We start from the raw sequence: 19,545 nt of genomic DNA on the forward strand, positions 1-19,545 counted from the left end.
TCAAACTTATTAGGCTTTGGAAACATAATCTATGGTTGACTGAGCTTGCCGTAACCAGTGTAAAACGGTTGTGTGGTGAATTTCGGTAACACGTTCAATTTCTCGTAGGCTCATCCCCTTGAAATACATTTTTAAACAAAGTTGCTTGATATCGTTTGAATAGCTCCAAGAATGGTAAGATTCGAGAAACTGACGACCACAATGTTTACATTTGTAGCATTGTCGATTTTTACGATGACCATTCTTTGTAGTTTGCGTTGATTGACAACGGGGACATTGCATACTCTAGATTTAATTGCTGGAAGAGATAATCATTATCTTTTCAGCATTAACTACTGTGGGCATCTTGCTGGCGAAATATATCTATTGATTTAAAAAATATTAAAATTAAGACAAAAGATATAGCCATCTTATTTGAGATATAAATCAGGGATTCCAGAGAGACAAGGGGGATAGATGTTTGTAAATCATTTAGGATTGCTATATAGGTTTATCATCTCTGAATCCAATGGAGTTAACAGAAATTGACAACGAGGATCTAGAAGCATTTCTTTTAGAAAGCTATGAAAGTTTGACTCAAATTGAAAGCGATATTATTGAGCTAGAGAAAGCATCTGTTAATCGAGCAGCGTTAGATAGAATTTATCGCTCACTTCATACACTCAAAGGAAACTGCGGCTTTTTGCCATTTCCTAAGTTAGAATCACTGGCTCATGCCGGAGAAAGTTTAATTTCATATTTGCGTGAAGATACAAAGCAATCATTGGTTAACAGCGATCGCAACTTTACAGCCACACCACAAATTATTACTGCTTTACTCCAAACCGTAGATAGCATCCGTCAGCTGCTATCGCAAATTCAAACAACCAAGCAAGAAGGTGATGCAGATTATTCTACACTTATTTGTGCTTTAGCGAAACTACAAGAAAATCAACAGGTAATTACTGTATTATCATCATCGCCAGAAACCGAAGAAAGCACCATCACTGGAACAGAATCAGCTTATATCCGCGTAAGTGTGAGTTTGCTAGATCAACTAATGAACTTAGTCGGGGAACTGGTTTTAACCCGTAACCAAGTCATAGGTTTATCCCAGAGATATAAAGATAGTAACTTGACAGCAACTTGCCAGCGCCTAAATTTAATTACTAGCCAATTGCAGGAAGGAGTAATGAAAACTCGCCTGCAACAGATGAGTACAATTTGGCAAAAATTCCCCAGAGTAATTCGAGATTTAGCGATCGCGCACGGTAAACAAGTGGCTGTCGAAATTCAAGGAGCCGATACAGAAGTTGATAAAAGCATTATTGAAGCGATTAAAGACCCCTTAACCCATTTAGTCCGCAACTGTATTGATCATGGCATAGAATCACCAACTGAGCGCCATGCTGCTGGTAAATCACCCACAGGTAAGATATCTTTGAAAGCCTGTTATGAAAACAGTAAAGTCAACATTGAAATTAGCGATGATGGGCGTGGTTTATCGCCAACACAACTCAAAATGCGGGCGCAGAAACTAGGTTTACTTACCTCTGCACAAGCTGAGACAATGAGCGATGCAGCAGCCATTAATTTAATTTTCTTACCTGGCTTTTCCACCGCCGCCCAAATAACAAACATTTCTGGGCGCGGCGTGGGGATGGATATTGTTAAAAGTAATATTGATAAAATTAACGGCAGTATTGAAATTGAAAGTCAGCCAGGACAAGGAACTAAATTTCAACTCAAAATTCCCCTGACATTAACAATTATTCCCGCATTAATTGTCAATAGTAACGGCGATCGCTACGCCATTCCCCAAGCCAGCCTGCAAGAACTAGTGCGCCTAGAACCAGAGCAAGCACTCAACCAAATTGAAACATTTTACGACGTACCCGTATACCCCCTGCGAGGAAATCTCATCCCCTTAGTTAATCTCCATCAAGTCCTACACCCATCAAACCCTCCCCACTCCCAACTCCCAACTCCCAACTCAGCACTCAGCACTCAGCACTCAGCACTCAGCACTCAGCACTCAGCACTCACCCTAGTAGTTATCCAAGCCGACAACTACCAATTTGGACTAGTTGTAGATGCAGTGGAAGACATTCAAGATATTGTAGTTAAACCTTTAGGTAAACAGTTGCAAGCTATATCTGTGTTTATGGGTGCGACAATTATGGGCGATGGCAGAGTCGCATTAATTATTGATGCGGTAAATTTGGCAAAACAGGCTGGACTGTATGAAAAACGGCAGCTATTGTCCAGTAATTCTGATGCAAACATCTCCACAGAACAAGAGGAACGCCAATTAATTTTACTATTTCAAGGGCCGCAAGGCGCATTGATGGGTATTCCCGTGGCGATCGCTTTTCGGTTAGAAGAAATTCCCTCTACTGCCATTGAAAAAGTCGGTAATCAAGATGTAGTGAGGACTGCTGACAGAATTTTACCTGTAATTGACCTGCAAAAAATCTTCCCCAGTCAGCAGCCCACCCCGAATAGGGAAACCGAAAAACTGCAATTAGTGATTGTTTCTCCCCAAGCCGGATTAAGTGTGGGCTTAGTTGTGGAGCGCATTCTTGATATTGTAGAAGAACCACTGACAGTTAAAGGTATCCCCAGTAGACTAGGAGTTTTGTTTTGTGCTGTGATTCAAGGACAAATCACAGAAATATTAGATATAGAGGCAGTGATTAACATGGTTAACCCTTATTTGTTGCAAGTGAGCGATCGTGGTTGAACAACAACTCTGCACTTTTTGGTTAAATAAAACTTACTTTGGCATTGATGTACGCCATGTTCAAGAAGTCATTCGTCCCCAAGCCATAACTCCTGTACCTTTAACACCGCCAGATATTTGTGGGTTAATTAACTTGCGTGGACAAATTATTACTGTCATCGATTTGCAACAACGCTTAGATATGGGTGAACCTGCTAGGCGGAACCTTCAACCAGAAGCATCGCCGGGGTTTAATATCGTTGTATCTTCTGATCATGAGATAGTGAGTTTACTGGTTGATGATGTTGGCGATGTCTTAGAGTTTCCCGAAAACACCTTTCAACCCCCACCCGCCAGCTTAAAAGGTAGAATGCGTGACATACTGGCGGGAGCTTACCCACTAGCAGCAGGGTTTTTGTTAGTTGTTGACACTGAAAAAATTCTCAACGTTAAAATCATTTAGGAGCTATTGGCAATGGCGACAAGTCGGACTGGCAAAACAGCCAACTCGAAATCTCCCACAGAAAACAATCAAACCACCACAGATATACAACTACAACCTTTATTAGCAGCCCTCAAAGCCGCCAAAAATGGAGATTTCACAGTCCGTTTAGCAGTTACTGATGATGGTTTAGGTGAAATTGCCACAGTATTTAATGAATGGGTAAGTTTGAACCACAATGTCAGCAACGAAGTAGCACGCATCGCCACAGAAATTGGTACAGAAGGTAAATTAGGTTCTCAAGCCGTAGTCAAAGGTGCGAAAGGTGCTTGGCAAGAATTAATCAACAACATCAATCAAATGTCTGCAAATATCTCCGAGCAGATTAAAAGTATTCAAGAAGTTACCCTTGTGGTGACTCAAGGCAATTTATCCCAGCACATCGCAGCCGAAAATGCCGGAGAATTTCAGCAGCTAACGGAAAATGCCAATCAAATGATTAGTCGTCTGCGTTCTTCTATCAAGCAAATGGCAGATGTAGCCACAGCCGTTGCATCCTCGGCGGAAGAACTCACCGCAGTCAGCAAAGAAATGACAGAAAACGCCAAACAAACCGCCGAACAAGCAACTTCCGCCTCCGCCTCAGCCGAACAAGTCAATCAAAATAGCATTACAGTAGTGACAGCAGTAGAGGAAATGGATGCCAGCATTCGAGAAATTGCCAAAACCGTTGCTGAAGGTGCAAAAGTCGCCAACCAAGCCGTTAAAACCGCCGATCGCACCAATGGGACAATAGATAAACTCGGTCAAAGTAGTATTGAAATTGGTAAAGTCATTAAAGTTATTACATCCATTGCCCAGCAAACCAACTTACTCGCACTCAACGCCACCATCGAAGCCGCTAGAGCCGGGGATGCAGGGAGAGGATTTGCCGTCGTCGCCAACGAAGTCAAAGAACTCGCCAAACAAACCGCCAGCGCCACTGAAGATATTAGTCAACGCATTGAAGCCATTCAAACTGATACCAAAGGGGCAATGACAGCCATCAGTCAAATTACTGAGATTATCCAGCAAATTAATGACCTACAAAGCACCATTGCCAGTGCTATAGAAGAACAAACAGCAACCACCAACGAAATTGCCCGCAACATAGCCGAAGCCGCCAAAGGCACCACAGATATTGCCAAAAGTATCGGCATTGTCGCCCTGAATGCTCAAACCACCACCATTGGAGCCAGTAACACTTCCGCCGCCGCCAACGAATTAGCCCGGATGGCTGTAGATTTGCAAAAAATTGTCACGCAGTTTAAGTATTGAAGGGAGTGGGGAGTGGGGAGTGGGGAGTGGGGAGTAAGGGTTTATACTGCAATACACTTCAGATAAGAAAACTAAATTAAAACAAAACCAACAAATAATGACTCAACAAAAAACTAAAAAATGATTTTGGAGGGGGTTTGGGGGAGAATCCCCCAAATCTTGTTCATTGTCTGATAGGTAAAACAGAAATCTTTGTGCCTATGCGTAAAACATTAAACTCTTGTTCTTAAAACTACACCATGCCAAAAATTCGGGTATTAGTTGTGGATGATGCGGTATTGGTTCGCAGTCGCGTCAGTAAAATTTTATCCAGTGATCCGCAATTAGAGGTAGTGGGAGTGGCGGCGAATGGTCGCATTGCCTTGGGCAGAATTCCGCAAGTCAACCCTGATGTTGTTCTCTTAGATGTGGAAATGCCCGATATGAACGGTTTAGAAACTCTTGCCGCCCTCCGTCCAATATATCCCCACCTACCAGTAATTATGTTCAGCACCTCCACATACGCTGGTGCGGCTGCTACTTTAGAAGCTCTTTCTTTGGGTGCTTCAGATTATGCCACCAAACCCAGTAATCTGGGGAGTGTGGAGGCTGCCAATGAACATATCCGCCAAGAATTAATTCCCAAAATTAAGTTATTTGGCGCAAGAATGGCGGCATTATCCCCGACTCATCAAAGTTCTGGTGTTGTTCTGCCCATCCCTAGCAAAAAAGCACCAGTAAATGTGGTAGCAATTGGAGTTTCAACCGGAGGGCCGAATGCACTAGCTGAATTACTGAGTAAGATATCTGCCGATTTTCCAGTTCCAATTTTGATTGTCCAGCACATGCCACCGATGTTTACAAAGTTACTAGCTGAAAGATTATCTTCTAAGTGTCAACTTCCTGTCAGGGAAGGAGTTGATGGTGTGGAATTAGCTGCTGGCCAGGTATGGTTAGCACCAGGAGATTTCCATCTGATTGTGCAACGGGAGGGAAGCAAGGTGCGTTTAGCCATTCATCAAGCACCCCCAGAAAATTCCTGTCGCCCTTCAGTGGATGTCTTATTGCGTTCAGTTGCCCAAGTTTACGGTGCAGGTGCGATCGCAGTTATGCTGACAGGTATGGGTCAAGATGGCTTACATGGCTGTCAGTGTATCCGAGAAGTTGGCGGACAAGTACTAGCCCAAGACGAAGCTAGTAGTGTGGTTTGGGGAATGCCCGGTTTTGTGGTGAATGCTGGACTGGCAAATCAAGTTGTTCCCCTTGAACAAATGGCAGATGAAATTATCCAGCGTGTCAATTCTGTTCCCAGGTTAGGTCTGTTATGAAACAGACAATGAGGATAACTACTGGGGATTTTGACTATTTACGGCAATTAGTTCATCAGCATTCAGCCGTGGTGTTAGATGGCGATAAAACTTATTTAGCGGAATTACATTTGCAGCCAATTGCTGAAGCAGCAGGATTTGAGACTATTACTGAATTAATTGCTCATTTGCGGCATCAGCCTGTGAGTGATTTACATATCCAAGCAATTGAAGCATTAGTTACTAACGAAACTTCATTTTTCCGCGATACCTATCCCTTTGAAGCTTTGAAACAATTGGTATTGCCAGAGTTAATTAAAAAACGACGCATTGAGCGATCGCTGAATATTTGGTGTGCAGCTTGCTCGCATGGACAAGAACCTTATAGTATTGCCATTCTCCTGCGAGAATACTTTCCTTTATTAGCTAATTGGTCTGTTAAAATTATCGCTAGTGACTTTTCTGGTAAAGTCTTAGAACGGGCGAAAGCTGGGCGTTATAACCAATTAGAAATTAAACGTGGGCTGCCGAAAAATTTGCGCGATCGGTATTTTAAATTATTAGATAATGAATGGCAAATCCAAGATGAAATTCGGCAGAAAATCGAATTTCGGCAGATGAATTTGGTGCATCCTTGGGCAGTTTTACCCCAGATAGATATTATTATGCTGCGGAATGTTTTAATTTATTTTGATATCAATACTAAGAAAAATTTACTCACCAAAGTTAGACAGCAATTAAACCCAGATGGTTATTTATTTCTGGGTAGCGGTGAAACTACAATCAATCTGCATCAATCCTTTGAACGTGTGCAGTTTGACAAAAGCATTTTTTATCGATTACGTCCAGTGGGTTTAGATAATGCGATCGCACTAGGACAGTAAGTCATTTTTGGCATTTATAGCAGTAGGTGTAGGTTGGGTGGAGGAACGGAACCCAACATTCACGCATACTTTGTTGGGTTACGCTATCCCTACACCCAACCTACTATTCTCTTAACTGAACCGTATTGAGACATGTTAGGACAATTTGAAAGCGTGAATGCAGGAATAGTAAGATTTTTCCTCCTGCCTTCTGCTATATGATGAGTTTAAGGCTGGATCGTAGATTACTGCGTTAACACAGCCTGCACCCATGCGCTAATATTGTAAGGTGTCTTTCAAAATTAAAAGTATTTAAGTATTTATACTTAGTTAATTTTAAGTCACAACAACACCCAGAAAAAGTCCTGATCATCAGTTTGATAATGATCAAACCGATGCACCATACAAGTAAATTTTTAACAATTAACAATGGTAGAACGCCCAATTAAGAAATCGGAACGTCAAGCCCAAGCTAATACCGAAAACAATTCAGAAAATTCTGATTCTGCGCCTTCTATTGAATCTTATCCAAAACGCTCAAATTCTAGAGATAATCGCTCCTCTGGTAAAAGAAAAAAAGGTACAGCGAAGGAAGAAATTAAACCGCCAGTTAATCCTGCATTAGCGCGTGGGCCGAAACCAGTTAAACCTCCAGTGATTAAACCAGAACCAGAAACAGACTCAGAACCAGTCTCAGAAGAATCCCCCGCCGAATAATTAATTAAGCCAAGGTAAGATTTACCTTGGCTTAATTGTTGAGACCAGTTCATCTGCGGTTAATTTTTTCAATCTAATGCACTATTCTAGTCTAGACAATCCAGTAGGGTGTGTTAGGCGTAAGCCGTAACGCACCTAAAACTTGGTTGTAGATGCGTTACGCTGTCGCTAACACATCCTACGTACAAAGCCATTATTTAAAACCATTTATAGTAATATACTAATAAACTATTTATATACTTTCTTTCACATCATACTGCTACATTTTTCCCCTGAACTAAAAAGTATTCCACAAACTCTAGATAGAAAGAAAAAATTGTCTACGAATTGCAAAATTAGCCAACCTAGCAGGAACTGTAGAACGTTTGAGAATTGGTAAGCGGAGAAATTTACCTGTTAGTAACCTTCCTATTCCCTTTATTCTGGCTTGTATCCTTACAGAGAAAAAAGTGAAATAATCTACGCCATGATTTGTAGCATACATCGGCATAAAAGCAAGCTGATTGTATAGCACATCTGCTCTATGAGTTTTACTTAATCCATGACGAGAATGTTCTAAATTAGGTAAACCGCCATGCTCACCATAGTTGCGGAAAGGAATGTAGTTTTTCAACTGGTGACGACGAAGAAAATTATCAAGATAAGTATCCCAAGTAGAATAAGCATTAGGCTCCAAGCTTTTCATAAGTTCTTCGGCAAAATTAATTAATTTTGCTGCTCCTTGGGGAGTAACAATGTAAGCAACTGTTGATACAGAAAACCCTTCTGCATAGCCATCAGCAGAAACACTATATACTTGAGAAGCGCAAGTATATAGCCAACACATACCTACATCAGTTTGATTCGGGTTGAAAGGTAGAGGAAGTTTGCCAAACCCCACAACGGGAACAAAATCGGCCTCAACAATTAAAGTGGGTTGAGTTTCCCTGGCTGCTATTTGCCAAGCTCTTAAATGATTGAGTAAACAGAGATAACTAGGAGAAAAGTTTTTATATTGTGGTTGGTGCTTCTGTCGGAGGACTTCACACTGTAAACCTTCATTAATCAAAGATGTTTGCAGTAAATTAGTTTGTTCTTTATACGCAATAATAAAAGCTCTGCCAATAACATCAGCAATTTGTAAGGAAGAAAAAGTTTGTTTTTGTGATTTTCTTTGGGTATATTCAGAATTTTGAAGCATTTTCTCAAGTGTTGCTTGAGAATTAGATGATTTTTTATTTTCAAGGGTTAACTCTAACATGGTAGTATTTCCTGATGAATATAAGAATACGGTTTGATTCCTGAATCTAATTGTATTGGCAGGGAGTAGGGAATGGGGAGTAGGGAGTAGGAAAGAAGCCTGATTTGGGTGTACTGATTTTTTCAGAAATCAAATATGAGTCCTATAGTAATAATGTTTAACTACTTAAAAAATGAGTCGAATGAATATTTATTTACTTGTTAATACTTACTTTCGCTGTTTATTCCCAAAACAACTAGGGTGGTTTTACTTAGATATATTTAAGAATCCGTGAATGATATTTAATTTTTAAGTATGATCAGATGCTGAAATATTTACTTCCTCTTGTTAATTTTTTATCAAATATTTAAATTTATTTCTGATAAAAAATGGTTTGATTACTAGCTAAAAATTTTGGGACTGTTGTCTGCCTCAGAAAATTTATCAGCCATCAACATTGAGTAAATAGTCAATTTCTCTATAAACTTATATTTTTCTATACCCGTATAATTACTATTTTGGAAACAAAAATATTTTCGGTTGATTGATTTAGACAGTAAATACTAGGACAAATCTCAAAAATTCATCAAAATTTAGTTAATCAATCTCGTGGTATCTACATTGACAGTTAAAAATTTTGTTGTGTTGATTAGCCAAGAATGATTTTCCTGTAAATTAATTGCCATTTAATATCATGGTAGTTATATTTGTTTTAAGTAAGTCGCCGCATCTACCTAACTGTATTCTGAAAGCATTTACCTAAAAACCCATAACAGTCTTAAGCATCTTATTTTGCTGGAATAGCAGCAGACGTATAACCAAATATTTTCTGAGGGTGATTTTAATTATGGGATTTACTCTCATTGATAAATGAACTTGTGGAATCAATACCACATGATTAAAATCACGGCTATACCATCTAAATTCATCGGCGCGAGTTAAATCAGACTTGACTTAGATAGTTTTAAACCTTTAGCCTGACAGACTATTTGGAATTACATCTTTACTTCAATGGCAATTTGCAAACTTATCATCAAAACCGAAGAATATAAATTTTATGTATTGATTATCAAAAACATCTGGATAGAAAAAATACTGGTAAGAAGAGCATAGTATTCAAATCACATATTAATTTTGAGTTTAACAAGGGTGTTTTAAATAATCATGATTAGTTATTTTCAATCATAAATTCTCCTCATTTTGATGCTTTTAAGGGAAAAATACATTTTTTAATTTAGCTATGAAGTTGATCAAAGACTGGAAGCAGAAAAAGATGATTCTGCTTCTGCTTCTACCTGGATTTTTTTCACTGGGAATTACAGCCGTAATTGCTGAAGAAACTACGAATACAGCCGTGTTGGGAGGCGACAATATTCAACCTGTTACTTCTAATACTGTGTTCTTTACTAGAGGTGCTACTGCGTTAGAGATTGTCAAAACAGCCGATCGCATCGCCGTAGAACCAGGTGATACTGTCGTTTATCGGTTGGCTATTCGTAACACTGGTAACTCTCCCGCCAGCAACATTACCCTGACTGATACTCTCCCCCTCGGCTTGAATTTCGAGACGCGATCGCTGCAAGTATCTTTAACCAGCAATAATACCACTACACCTGTCACTGTATCCAGTAGCCGAGATAACCGCACAGTAACTATCAACTACGCTGGTACTATCCCTGCACAGGGAACGATGAATGTTGTCTATGCAGTCACAGTCACACCTGATGCTGTTCGCGGAAGCGGGAAAAACTTAGCCGTCGCCGCCGCAGGTAGCATCCGCAGTAACACAGCCAGCCACTTACTTAAGATTCGTCCTGGTATTATCTCCGACTGTGCAACTTTAATTGGACGAGTCTTTATTGATAAAAACTTTGACGGCGAACAACAACCAGGAGAAGCAGGGATACCCAACGCCGTAATTTACATGGATGACGGAAACCGCATCCTTACCGATGCTAATGGGATGTTTTCTCTAGCTAATGTGATTGCTGGTAATCGGACTGGAACTTTAGATTTAACCAGCCTACCCGGATATAGCCTCGCGCCTAACCTCTACAACATCGAGAAAAATAGCCAATCGCGCCTCGTCCGACTCGCACCCAGAAGCATGGGACGGATGAATTTTGCAGTCACACCAGCATCAGGGGAAGGACGTAATTAAGATGACGCAGATTAGTGCTAGAAAGCGTGACTTAACATTATTAAGCATTTGTAGTGCATTTCCTATCCTCCCAGTTGCGGCGGCGACTGCACAAACACCACCACAAACACAACAAAAAGTTGAATCTCCTAATGTTCCAGAGTTAATTGCACCTGTAGAAGATGATATCGAAGCTGTTTTCTCGCCACCAAGACCAAGCCAACCGGATAAGTTAGTCACTTCAGATCAAATAGACTCTTTCACGTCTGGAGAAAACACAGAAGTCAATCAGGCGAAGATTTCCTCAGATCATATAGATGCGTTGGCTGCTGGAGAGAAAGCTGAAACCAAGCAGACACCAGAAGCAACCGCAACTTCTATTAACTCAGAAATTCGGATTATCACACCAGTTGCAGGTGTAACAGCTGCCAAAACGACTAACTTGGGAGTTCAATATCACCCTGATAACCAAGTCACGGTGACATTGAATGGTAAACCCATAGATGCGTCTATTTCTCAATACTTGCATAAAGACGAAGCACAACAGTTAAACACCTTAATTTGGTATAACGTGCCGTTAAATAAAGGTGAAAATACGATTACGGCTCAAGGTGCTGATGGTAAATCAATCAGTGTGAAAGTCACGGTTGAAGAGGTACAGAAAAAAATTGCGATCGCACCCAGCCAAGAACCGAGAATCCCCGCCGATGGACGTTCTCTCATCACCTTAGAAGGTAAAATTACCGACGAAAAAGGCGAAATCATCACCGAAGATACTCCTGTCACCTTAACAGCTAGTGCAGGTCAATTTGTCGGTGCAGATCAAGATAAAGATGCGCCAGGGTTTCAGGTACTCGCGCGTAAAGGTGAGTTTACAGCCACACTCCAAGCAGGTTTAATTGCCCAAAACGTGAAAATTCGGGCGGCTATTAATCAAGATGCAGAGATCGAAGCTTATACCAATGTAAAATTTATTACCAACTTACGTCCTTCCTTAGCCACGGGTAGCATTAACGTGAGGATTGGCGCAGGTGGTACGGATTACCGAGGTAGTTTCCGCGACTATCTCAACCCTGATAAAATCGGTCGCACAAGTGTAGATGTAGATGCAGCAGTCTTCGCCACAGGTAAAGTTGGAGATTGGTTATTTACAGGCGCATTTAATAGCAAACGTCCCCTAAATCAAGACTGTAACGGAGATAACCGCCTGTTTGGTGGTATTCAATCTTGTGAAAAAGACTATCCCGTATATGGTGATAGTTCTAGCTTTACTAACACTGCACCTTCTACAGATAGTGTCTATGCTCGCATTGAACGCACGCCAGATATCCGAGGTGCAGAATCAGACTATTTTATGTGGGGTGATTACAGCACTGAAGAGTTTGCCAGATCATCCCAGTTATATACAGCTACCACCAGACAACTGCACGGCTTCAAAGGTAATTACAACTTTGGCAAACTGCAACTAACAGCCTTATACGCCAACAATATTCAAGGCTTCCAACGCGATACAATTACCCCCAACGGAACCAGTGGTTACTACTTCCTCTCTCGCCGCTTAGTTATTCCTGGTAGTGAAAACGTCTTTATTGAAGCCGAAGAAATCAATCGTCCCGGTACAGTCTTGGAACGTAAAGCTTTATCCCGTGGTTCCGACTATGAAATAGATTACGATCGCGGTACATTATTATTCCGTCGTCCCATTGTCGCCACAGAATTAAACCCCTTTGGTAAAACTTTGGTACGCCGCATCGTTGTTACCTATCAAAACGACGCGGGAGAAGACAGCAAACTTTACGCCGGACGACTGCAATATAACCTGAGAAATTCCGAAAATAGTCAAAACGGAAATCCATTTATCGGTGCAAGTTACCTCAAAGAAGACCAAGGACAGCAAGATTTTGAACTATACGGATTTGATTTCTTTGCACCTTTAGGTAATTCTGGGCAAATTATCGGGGAATATGCACACTCTCGCCACAATACCCTCGCCTTTGGTAACGTCAGTGGTTCTGCGTACCGTTTAGAAGCCAGTGCGAATCTCGGTAAAAACTTCCAAGGACAGGCTTACTATCGTTCTGTCACCGAAAACTTTGCCAATAACGCCACTTGGAGTTTCACACCAGGACAAACTCGCTACGGTGCAGCCTTAACAGGGAAACTGGGACAAACCACCAGCTTTAATCTAGGGTACGATCGCGAAGACAATTTTGGTATCGCCCCAGCCGAACGCACCCAGTTAATTGACTTATTCAACCCCCAACCTCAAGCCGCACCAGGAAGCAAAATTAATAATTCCCTCACCACTATTCGCGCAGGTATTCAACAAAAAATCGGTCAATCAGATTTAAGTCTGGAATACGTCAACCGTTCCCGCGAAGACCGCATTACTAACCAATTCAACGGAAACGCCAGCCAGTTAGTCTCTCGTCTTGACGTTCCCTTATCCGAATCACTCACATTTCACGCGCAAAACGAACTCAACTTAGGTAAAAGCGACCCACTCTATCCCAACCGCACCACATTCGGCTTAGATTGGGCATTGTATCCTGGCGTAAGTATGCGACTAGCACACCAATTTTATGAAGGTGGGTTATTACAAGGCAATAGCATCACCAGTCTAGATACAATTGTCGAACACAAATTTTCTCCAGATACCACCGTCAGAGGTCGTTACTCAATTTTAGGCGGTGCGGATGGAATGACTGACCAAGGTTCCGTATCCCTCAATCACGGTATCCGCCTCGCACCAGGATTAAAATTAAGCCTTGGTTACGAACACATCTTCAAAGATATTTTTGGAGATTCCGCCACAGGTATCAGATTTGCTCAACCTTACGCAGTCGGACAAAGTGCTTCCTCATTAGGTTTGTTTGCAGGTGATGTTTACAGCATCGGCTTAGATTACACCGATAACCCCAACTTCCAAGCCAACGCCAGATTAGAACATCGTAGTGGCAGCGAAGGCAATCATACAGTAATTTCCGCCGCCGCATCCGGTAAACTTTCCCCAGCTTTAACTGCGGCGGTACGCTATCAACAAGCCGGTGGCGCAAACCAACTGTTGCAAGGACTAGGAGACACCGCAAATCTGCGCGTCGGTTTAGCTTACCGTGACCCCAACGACGATAAATTCAACGCTTTATTAGGATACGAATACCGCCAAAACCCCGCCACCACACCCGATACCTTATTAGCCGGTAGCGGTAACGGTTCCATAGATCATATTTTCTCCGCAGAAGCGATTTATGCACCCAACTGGCAATGGGAATTGTATGGTAAATACGCCTTCCGCAGCAGTTCTACTTCCCTAGCCGAAGATTTTACCAATCACAGCAGCGTTCACCTAGCGCAGTTACGCACAACTTACCAACTAGGCTACCGCACAGACTTAGCCGTCGAAGGACGTTGGTTAGGTCAACCAGAACAAGGCTTCAACGAATTTGGTTTAGCTATCGAAGGTGGGTATCATTTAACACCAGATTTAAGAATTGGTGTAGGTTACGCCTTCGGGAGCGCAGATGACCGAGATTTTAGCGGTTATCGCTCCGCAGGCGGCCCCTACTTAAACATCAGCTTTAAACTCAACGAGCTTTTCGGTGGTTTCGGTAGGCAAAAAGTAGTACCACCACAACAGCAAGAGTCAGTAATTCAACCAGTAGCCTTAGAGAGCAATGATACCAAAAAATCCCCTTAATTCCCTAAAACCCTCTCTTCTTCCTCTTCCTTCGTGTCCTTTGCGCCCTTTGCGGTTCGTTCCTTTCTTACTTGTAATCATCCCCCAAATTGCGATCGCTCAATCATCCCCCACAGCCGTCAGAGTCATAGTCAACAGTAACCAAGACGGACAAATACAACCAGACGACAAACTCACCTTACGCGAAGCCATTGCCTTAGTAAACGGTAATCTCCCCGTAGAAAAACTGAGTAACCAAGAAAAAGCGCAGATACAACCCAGCAACGACAACCCACGAATAGAATTTAACTTACCGCCAAATCAAACCACTATCCAACTACAGCAAGAATTACCAGCCTTAGCCACACCAAAATTAATCATAGACGGTACTAGCCAACCAAGTTACGATGCTTCCCGTTCTGCAACTGCGGAAATTGCCATCCCTCAACCAATAGTCACCATCACCCCCGCCGCCAACCAAGAGATATTGCGTGGTTTTACAGTCGTTGCTGATAATGTGCAGATTCGCGGTTTAAGCATCTACGGTTTCCGTTCCCTGAACCAAGGCGCAACCTTAACCACACCACCAGCTGATATTTTTATTTCCCATCGCTTACCGCCTCCCAATACCCAACAGCAACAACCACCAAACAGTAACTTTCCCTTTGGAGACAAAGATATTCCCCCCAAAGGCGTGGTAATTGAAAACAACTGGTTAGGCATTACCCCAGATGAGAAAATGCCAGAGAACACCTCAGCGTTTGGTGTCTACGTTTTCAACAGCACCGGAACAACAATCCGCCGCAACCGTATTTCTTACCATGAAGGTAGTGCAATTATTACCTCAGTACGTGCTGAAAATACCTTAATGACAGAAAACATCATTGTTGGTAACGGTATAGCCGGAATGCCTGATGCTGTGAGGTTAGAAGGAGTAATTGCCAATTCCCAACTGCAAGGAAATTTGATTTGCGGTAACGATGGGGCTGGTATTTATTTATTCAAGCCCACAGGTAACGTCAAAATTCACGATAACCGCATCACCTTTAACGGTAGACGTTTGCGCCGCGCCGCAGTTTACTTAATGGGGAACGCAAATCAAGTCAGCGATAACGAAATTCGCCACCAAACCGGGCCGGGAGTAGCAGTGACAGCATTTGGTACTCATGGTAGTGGTTTTGGGAGTGCGATCGCAAACATTATTCAAAATAACAAGTTTAGCGACTTAGAAGGTTTAAGTATTGACCTCAACACCCAGCAACAACTAAACATCAGTGACTTTCAACGAGGAGATGGCCCCAACCCCAAACGCAACAGTCCCAACCGCAGACTGGAAACAGCAAATGGCGCGATAAATGCACCAGAGTTTGCCAGTTCCCAGTTATTGCTAGTGAACGGTCAAGCCTTAATTAGTGGTCAAGCCGACCCTGGTACTCAAGTGCAGATATATCGCGTCCAGGGAAACGAGAACTACGGCCCCTTGAGTGAACCACTCACAACCTTGACTACTGATGAAAAAGGTAACTTTAGCGGTAGTTTAGCAGGTTTGCGGGCTGGGGAGAGAATAAGTGCGATCGCTACCCATCCAAAATACGGTACTTCCGAACCAGCCTATAACGCCATCATCACAGACCCCTCAGAAAAGAATGACTCACCTTCTCCCCTAGCAACTTCCACACCGCCCAAATGTGTCAGCGCACCCCAACCACCCCAACCAACCCCACAACCTGAACCAAAACCAGAACCCATCCGGCTCAAAGTTCCGCGCATCATCCACTTTGCCTTAGATAAAGACTTCATCAGCCAAGAAAGTACTAAAGTCCTCAACCAAGTTGCCCAAGTCTTACAACAATATCCCTTCATTGTCATTGAAATTGAAGGCCATACCGATATCCGCGCCAGTGATGCCTACAACTTAGATTTAGGCAAACGCCGCGCCATGTCCGCTAGAAATTACCTACTAAAACAAGGCATTGCCGCCGAAAGAATGACCATTCGCACCCTTGGCGAAAAACAACGTAGAACCTCCGGTAACACCGTCATCGATACAGCCAGAGATAGACGAGTAGAAATAATTTTCAAAGATACCAGAGGACTAGAAATCATCCTTGAAGAACAAGAGAAAGACTTACAAATAGAACCAACTTCTTAACTAATTCAAAACTTACGCAAAAACCCTCTTAAACTCTTATACCTTTGTGTCCTTTGCGGTTTATTCAAAATGCTAAAACCCCACCATTCTCACAACCATCTCCTAAAACTTATCCGTAGCGTCACCCTCATCCTCACTACCCTCAGCTATCAAAGCCTAATATTACTCACCCAAACACCAGCCACAGCCCAAGTCACACCCCAATTATGTGCCACCCCTGGCAAAGACGGCCCCAGCAGTTTAGGCGGCATCATCAACACTTACTACCCTGGTGCGACAAATACAACCGTTGCCGCAGGTTCAACCTCAATTCCTGTCGGTGCAATTAACCCCAACGGTTCTACCACCCCCATTACAGCAGGTGACTTGTTGCTCATCATCCAAATGCAAGGCGCAGATATTAACTCCAGCAACACAGATAGTTACGGTAATGGAGTTTCTGGTGGTGGCAATAATAGCAATGTTAACCTTACTCCCGCCACCACAGGCGCTAGTGGCAACCTCAACAATGCCAACTTCACCGCAGGTAATTACGAATATGTTGTCGCTACCGGGCCAATATCTGGCAGTTCCATCCCCATTCAAGGCATCAATGGCGGAGGATTAATTAATTCCTATAGTAATACCCCATTCGGAACTCAAGGACAAAGAACCTATCAAGTAATTCGCGTACCCCAATATTCCAGTGCCACCATGAGTTCTAGCCTCACCGCCGCACCTTGGAACGGTGCTTCAGGCGGAATTTTAATTTATGACGTTGCAGGTAACCTGAATTTAGCCAGCGCCACGGTAGATGTGAGTGGTATTGGTTTCCGTGGCGGCGCAGGTCGCCAACTACGTGGTGATACTACTGGTAGTCTTACAGATTATGTTACTTTATCCACTACTAATGCCAACGGTTCTAAAGGGGAAGGTACTGCTGGCACACCTCAGTATGTACTGAATTCAGCCACCATCTCAGCCACTGACACTGGTGTTGAAGGCTATCCTGGTGGGAGTTACGGCCGTGGCGCACCTGGTAACGCTGGTGGCGGTAGTACCGATGGTAGACCATCTACCAACGAGCAAAACTCCGGTGGTGGCGGCGGTAGTAATGGAGGTTCGGGCGGTCTAGGCGGTCGTTCTTGGACATCTGGGTTATTTATTGGTGGTTTTGGTGGTGCTAACTTTCCTGCTACCAGCAGTCGTGTTGTCTTGGGTGGTGGAGGTGGTGCTGGTACAACAAATCAGGCAACTAGCGCAACTATAGGTGTTCCGACCAATGGTATTGCTAGTAGTGGTGCTGCTGGTGGCGGTATGGTATTGATTCGTACTGGCAGTGTCAGTGGTACTGGTACTATCAATGCTAATGGAGCCACTGCCTTTGATGTCCGTCAAGATGGTACTGGCGGAGGTGGTGCGGGTGGTAGTGTGGTGGTGATGTCTGCCAATAATAACCTTACTGGTTTAAATGTAAATGCCAGAGGTGGTAACGGTGGTAATGTCAGATTCAGCAGTGCAAGTCAACCATTTGATGGCGCTCATGGCCCTGGTGGTGGTGGCGGTGGTGGAGTTGTTTTTACTAGTTCTGGTGCTAGTGTTAACGTTACAGGTGGGCAGAGTGGTACAGCAAAAGACCCCGTTGATCCTGCTGACCCTTATTTTGGTGCTACCGCAGGTACAAGTGGTATCAGCCAAGGTGTTGGTACTATCCCTGGTGCCAGTTCTGGCGCACAATGTATTCCCCAACTAACTATTACAAAAACCACCAGCACACCAGGGCCAATTATGAAACCAGGTAAGGCAACTTATACCATCACTGTTGCCAATGCTACTAACCGAGCTACTGCTAACAATATTGATATTACTGATCCTTTGCCCAGTGGTTTTAGTTTTGATGGCTCGGTTACTCCTACGGTGACATTGAACGGAGGCGCAACACGTACTAGTGTCAGTAACCCTACAGCTGGTGCAACAACGCTGAATTTTGGTAGCTTCAACATACCCGGTGGTGCAAGTGTGCAAATTACCTTTACTACTGATGTGGCTGCAACTGTGCCTGATGGAGTGTATAACAATGGTGCAACTGCAACTTATCTTGACCCCACTCGAACCACAACAAATGGCACAACTAGCGTTACTTACGACCCTGCAACAGTAGGAGAGGAAGTAGCAGTGGGTTCTGTTATACCCACTCCAATTTTAAGGTTGCGGGGTGTGAAACGAATTACCAATGTTGTCAGAAATGGTTTGCCTTTGAGTGGTGTTAACTTTGGGAGTTTTATTGATGATCCTAATGACCAGAACGATAACGCCGCAGGTTGGTCTCAACTTTTCCCAGTAGGAATTATTAACCTGAGTTCGCAATTCACCTTACAAAGTGGCGACGAAGTTGAATATACAATTTACTTTCTCGCCGATGGCAACCAGGCAATACAAAATGCCAGATTTTGTGACCCTATCCCTACAGGTACAACATTTATTAGTAACAGCTTTGCTTCCGCTAGTGGAATTTTAGTGAATTTAGCTAACACAACTACACCCAGAACTAATGCTGCGGATGGCGATAATGGGAGCTTTTTCTCGCCTTTAGCTCCTTTAAGTGCCAATAATGTGTGTCCTAATCAAACTAATCCCACAGGAGCAGTAGTGGTGAATTTCGGCACTCTCAACTATACAGCAGGTAGTAATTTCGGTTTTGTACGTTTTCGTGTCAGAGTGGATTAATAGAATGATTGGGAGAGTTCACAATACTTAATTGCTACAGAAGGATAGCATTTTTGATTGAGAAGACTTCCAATTAACAAAATTTTCCATCATCCAGGAACAAAGAGGACAAGAAATAAAGATGTTCTAAAATTATTGAGGATTGCGATAGCAAGACTGTTATGTAACACCTATTCGTCCTCTTATTCTTCATATTGCATCATATCTAACTCACTTATATAGCTGAAGGGGAGAGTCTGTCGGGGTGGCGGCACAGGAGAGTCCATAGCCAGCGATCGCTCCTACAATGAAGCTCAAATAAGCATATAATTAGCCTGCGTTTGGCT

12 protein-coding genes are annotated in these 19,545 nt (G+C 42.9%); 10 read left to right on the plus strand and 2 right to left on the minus strand.

The window, feature by feature from the left end; all coding sequences use genetic code 11:
• Window positions 1-9: 9 nt before the first annotated feature.
• Window positions 10-282, minus strand: coding sequence for an IS1/IS1595 family N-terminal zinc-binding domain-containing protein (locus H6G28_RS04520; protein WP_190589495.1), 273 nt, complete (start codon window positions 280-282; stop codon window positions 10-12).
• 226 nt (window positions 283-508) lie between these two features.
• Here H6G28_RS04520 and H6G28_RS04525 point away from each other — a divergent pair, with 226 nt between their 5' ends.
• The 6 genes from H6G28_RS04525 (at window position 509) to H6G28_RS04550 (ending at window position 7,326) form a co-directional block, all read left to right on the plus strand.
• On the plus strand, window positions 509-2,722 hold the full coding sequence (locus tag H6G28_RS04525) for a chemotaxis protein CheA (RefSeq protein ID WP_190669227.1): 2,214 nt from the start codon (window positions 509-511) through the stop codon (window positions 2,720-2,722).
• On the plus strand, window positions 2,715-3,164 hold the full coding sequence (locus H6G28_RS04530) for a chemotaxis protein CheW (RefSeq protein ID WP_190589497.1): 450 nt from the start codon (window positions 2,715-2,717) through the stop codon (window positions 3,162-3,164). The genes H6G28_RS04525 and H6G28_RS04530 overlap by 8 nt, the downstream gene beginning before the upstream one ends.
• Before the next feature lie 12 nt (window positions 3,165-3,176).
• Window positions 3,177-4,460: a methyl-accepting chemotaxis protein gene (locus H6G28_RS04535; RefSeq protein WP_190589498.1), complete on the plus strand. Its 1,284-nt coding sequence runs from the start codon at window positions 3,177-3,179 to the stop codon at window positions 4,458-4,460.
• 239 nt (window positions 4,461-4,699) lie between these two features.
• Window positions 4,700-5,767, plus strand: coding sequence for a protein-glutamate methylesterase/protein-glutamine glutaminase (gene cheB, locus H6G28_RS04540; protein ID WP_190669230.1), 1,068 nt, complete (start codon window positions 4,700-4,702; stop codon window positions 5,765-5,767).
• A complete protein-coding gene (locus tag H6G28_RS04545; RefSeq protein WP_190669232.1) occupies window positions 5,764-6,630 on the plus strand; it encodes a CheR family methyltransferase in 867 nt (288 codons plus the stop codon). Before cheB ends, H6G28_RS04545 begins: the two co-directional genes overlap by 4 nt.
• 408 nt (window positions 6,631-7,038) lie before the next feature.
• Window positions 7,039-7,326 carry a hypothetical protein gene (locus H6G28_RS04550; protein WP_190589501.1) on the plus strand — a complete coding sequence of 96 codons (288 nt, stop codon included), beginning with the start codon at window positions 7,039-7,041 and terminating at the stop codon, window positions 7,324-7,326.
• 298 nt (window positions 7,327-7,624) lie between these two features.
• Here H6G28_RS04550 and H6G28_RS04555 read toward each other — a convergent pair whose 3' ends face one another.
• Window positions 7,625-8,566 carry a glycosyltransferase family protein gene (locus tag H6G28_RS04555; RefSeq protein WP_199332772.1) on the minus strand — a complete coding sequence of 314 codons (942 nt, stop codon included), beginning with the start codon at window positions 8,564-8,566 and terminating at the stop codon, window positions 7,625-7,627.
• 1,219 nt (window positions 8,567-9,785) lie between these two features.
• Here H6G28_RS04555 and H6G28_RS04560 point away from each other — a divergent pair.
• The 4 genes from H6G28_RS04560 (at window position 9,786) to H6G28_RS04575 (ending at window position 19,219) form a co-directional block, all read left to right on the plus strand.
• Window positions 9,786-10,706, plus strand: a complete 921-nt coding sequence (locus tag H6G28_RS04560; protein WP_190669234.1) for a DUF11 domain-containing protein — start codon at window positions 9,786-9,788, stop codon at window positions 10,704-10,706.
• Between the two features lies 1 nt (window position 10,707).
• A complete protein-coding gene (locus H6G28_RS04565) occupies window positions 10,708-14,382 on the plus strand; it encodes a TonB-dependent receptor (protein ID WP_190669236.1) in 3,675 nt (1,224 codons plus the stop codon).
• A complete protein-coding gene (locus H6G28_RS04570) occupies window positions 14,360-16,513 on the plus strand; it encodes an OmpA family protein (protein ID WP_190669238.1) in 2,154 nt (717 codons plus the stop codon). The genes H6G28_RS04565 and H6G28_RS04570 overlap by 23 nt, the downstream gene beginning before the upstream one ends.
• Before the next feature lie 69 nt (window positions 16,514-16,582).
• Entirely contained in the window at window positions 16,583-19,219 is a 2,637-nt protein-coding gene (locus tag H6G28_RS04575; protein ID WP_190669240.1) for a beta strand repeat-containing protein, read from the plus strand.
• Window positions 19,220-19,545 lie beyond the last annotated feature (326 nt).

The sequence above is a fragment of the Nostoc sp. FACHB-190 genome (genome assembly GCF_014696905.1).
In the GTDB taxonomy this organism is placed as follows: domain Bacteria; phylum Cyanobacteriota; class Cyanobacteriia; order Cyanobacteriales; family Nostocaceae; genus Nostoc_B.